The sequence below is a fragment of the Leisingera sp. F5 genome, from assembly GCF_001593695.1.
The window spans coordinates 1-2,562 of the sequence record NZ_LUKH01000407.1 but is presented as its reverse complement, the minus strand read 5'-3'; the positions used below and the strand labels follow the sequence as shown (position 1 = coordinate 2,562).

General features: G+C 63.2%; 3 protein-coding genes. All 3 read right to left on the bottom strand.

Translation table 11 applies throughout. The features are described 5' to 3' along the window. Positions 1-119 precede the first annotated feature (119 nt). The 3 genes from A2I95_RS31035 to A2I95_RS31025 are packed head-to-tail and all read right to left on the bottom strand — an operon-like array spanning position 120 to position 2,425. Positions 120-533, bottom strand: coding sequence for a very short patch repair endonuclease (locus A2I95_RS31035; protein ID WP_291736012.1), 414 nt, complete (start codon positions 531-533; stop codon positions 120-122). Then, positions 518-1,420 (bottom strand): NaeI family type II restriction endonuclease, encoded by a 903-nt coding sequence (locus A2I95_RS31030; RefSeq protein WP_291736010.1) that lies wholly within the window; start codon positions 1,418-1,420, stop codon positions 518-520. Before A2I95_RS31030 ends, A2I95_RS31035 begins: the two co-directional genes overlap by 16 nt. Before the next feature lie 45 nt (positions 1,421-1,465). Next, positions 1,466-2,425 carry a DNA cytosine methyltransferase gene (locus A2I95_RS31025; protein WP_027258319.1) on the bottom strand — a complete coding sequence of 320 codons (960 nt, stop codon included), beginning with the start codon at positions 2,423-2,425 and terminating at the stop codon, positions 1,466-1,468. Positions 2,426-2,562: the final 137 nt, after the last annotated feature.

The following is a 2,562-nucleotide window of genomic DNA, read 5'->3' as shown; positions in this document are numbered from 1 at the left end:
GTTATGCTCTACCCCTGAGCTACGCCCGCGCTGCCATTCGGTGAGGCGGTGTTTAGGGCGTTCCCAATCGGGCTGCAAGAGGAAATTTTGAGAACCGCGCAAGTATCTGTGGATAAGCGCTAATCTTCGCTTTCCAGGAAGCTTCGCAGGCGGATCTGCAAGGCCTCGCCGTCCTGGATCTCGCATTCCCAGACGGTCAGCACCTGCCAGCCGGCCATTTGCAGCGCGGCCAGATGTTCGGCATCGCGCTGCTTGTTGCGCATCAGTTTGGGTTCCCAATAGTCGCGGCGCGTTCCGGGGATGCGCCCATCCCGGCAACTGTGCAAATGCCAGAAACAGCCATGCACAAAGATCACCTTGCGGCGCGGGCCGAACACCAGATCGGGTTTGCCGGGCAGGTCCTTGCGGTGCAGCCGGTAGCGAAAGCCAAGCCCGTGCACCATCCGCCGCACCAGCATCTCCGGCTTGGTGTGCTTGCCGCGGATCTTTGCCATATTGGCACTGCGCCGCTCGGGTGTCAGGGTGTCGGCCATTCCACGTGATGCCTGGATTGTTCCACCATGCGGGCATGGTAGCTGCTTTCAATCCGGCAGGAAACAAAAGCACTGGCCGGGCAGGGCGGCAGCTCCAGCGCCTTGATCAGCTGGGCATCCTTCTGGCCTTCCAGCAGCACGATCTGCTCGCGGGCTAGAATATCGCGGGTCCCGGTTCCGCCATCCGCCCGGATCCGCCGCATGAAGTCCTTCTGCTGCGCCACCGCCTCAACCACGTCGCGGGGGATGGGGCGGCCCCGGATCTGCCGGAACAGCTGCGCCATCCGCTCATTTCCCGTTCTGCCGGCAAAGATCCTGTCCACCGCTGTCTCCTCTGCAGTGCGCCAGAAGTTGGCCGGGTAGGGCTGGTCCTTCAGCAGCCACAGGATATGGCGGAACCCCTCGGCAGAAATACTGCGCTTGGCGTCCTTGTTCTGGCCGGCTGTCAGGTAGTCACGCCGGGCAATGACCAGCCCCAGATAGCAGCGCGCCCGCACCTCATCCGCCGCCACCAGCAGGCAGGCGCAATCCAGCGCCTCGGTGGGGATCATCCAGTTCGTGCCCATGGTGTGCTTGATGTCCACGTCCCGGCCCAGGATCTCGGTATCCAGCCGCCCCTTGCGCAAGCGCAGCAGCGCCCGCAGCTCAATCTCGACCCGCGTTCCGATATAGGTCTTTTCGGTCTTCTCCAGCTCTTCATAGGCGCGCCGCCCGGTCTTGGGCGTCATGATCACGTCGTCGATGCATTGCCGCAGCATCTGCGGCACGTCGTGTTCCAACGCCAAGGCGCCGCCTGCACGCGTCGTGATCTCCTCCGCCAGTTCGCAAAGGACTGTGAAATCCGGGTGGCCGGGCAGAATAAGACTGTTGGGAAGTTTCTGTTTCATACAGCGTTCCGCGCACGACCGGACATGGCCCCTAACGTGCTGTCGCTACGCTCGCACTGCATGCAGTTTCGGCTTGGCAATTGCTGCTCTCAGCTCCCGCGCCACGGCCTCGGCCACCGGCGGCGGAAAGGCATTGCCGACCTGGCGGTAGGCGTTGGTCTTGGCGCCGGTGAAATGCCACGCGTCGGGGAAGCCCTGGATGCGCGCCACCATCCGCACCGTGAGGCGCGGCATGTCGTTGTGGAACGGATCTGGCGCCTCATAGGCGATGGTGCGTCCCTCAACCCCCAAGGCTGCCCAGGCCCGACGGGCGCGGGTCGGCCCCAGATCCGGCCCCCCGTGTTTCTTGGAACCGCCGACGATGGTGGGGGCAATTTCATCCGCCTTGGCGGCCCAGTCGTCCGCCCCGCGCCAGCCGCGTTCCTTCATCAGGTCGATCAGGGTTTCGCCAACTGTGCGCGGATTGTGCGGCAGCGGCTCGGGCCAGTTGAATTGGCCTGCGAATTCCTTGCGCAGGGCGACAATCGCCACCCGCGGACGCAACTGCGGCACGCCATAATCCGACGCATTCAGCAGCCGCCAGTCGGTCACATACCCCAGCTTGGACAGCTGTTTCTTCAGCTTTTCGCGGTAGTCATGAAACACCGCGTCCAGAAAGCCGCGCACGTTTTCGATCATCACCGCGCGCGGGCGGGTGGCGTCCACGATCTCGATCGCGTCATCAAACAGGTTGCGCTCGTCTTTTTCACCCAGTTGCTTGCCGGCCACGGAAAACGGCGGGCAGGGCAATCCGCCCGCCAACAGGTCGATACCTTTGTAATCGCCCGCCACGTCCTTGAATTTGCGCACGTCCTCTTCCAGCACGTTCCAAGCGGGGCGGTTGTGGCGCAGAGTGGCGCAGCAATGCTTGTCGATCTCAACCAGCGCCGTGTGGTCAAAGCCCGCCGCCTCCAGCCCCAAGGCCTGGCCGCCCGCGCCTGCGCATAGTTCTACCGATGTCAGCATTCTGCTCTGCCCGTGTGTTCGTGTTCTTGCTCTGTTCTTATGCGCAAAGGTGATTCCGCACAAGGATTTCTGCTTGGGGGAAGGTACGCGCAAATCACCAAAAGCGAAAGGCCGCCCCGAAGGACGGCCTGTTCGGT

Excerpts from the sequence above, each read along its gene's own strand:
- A2I95_RS31035 (WP_291736012.1), bottom strand. The coding sequence starts at position 533 with ATGGCCGACACCCTGACACCCGAGCGGCGCAGTGCCAATATGGCAAAG.
- A2I95_RS31030 (WP_291736010.1), bottom strand. The coding sequence starts at position 1,420 with ATGAAACAGAAACTTCCCAACAGTCTTATTCTGCCCGGCCACCCGGAT.
- A2I95_RS31025 (WP_027258319.1), bottom strand. The coding sequence starts at position 2,425 with ATGCTGACATCGGTAGAACTATGCGCAGGCGCGGGCGGCCAGGCCTTG.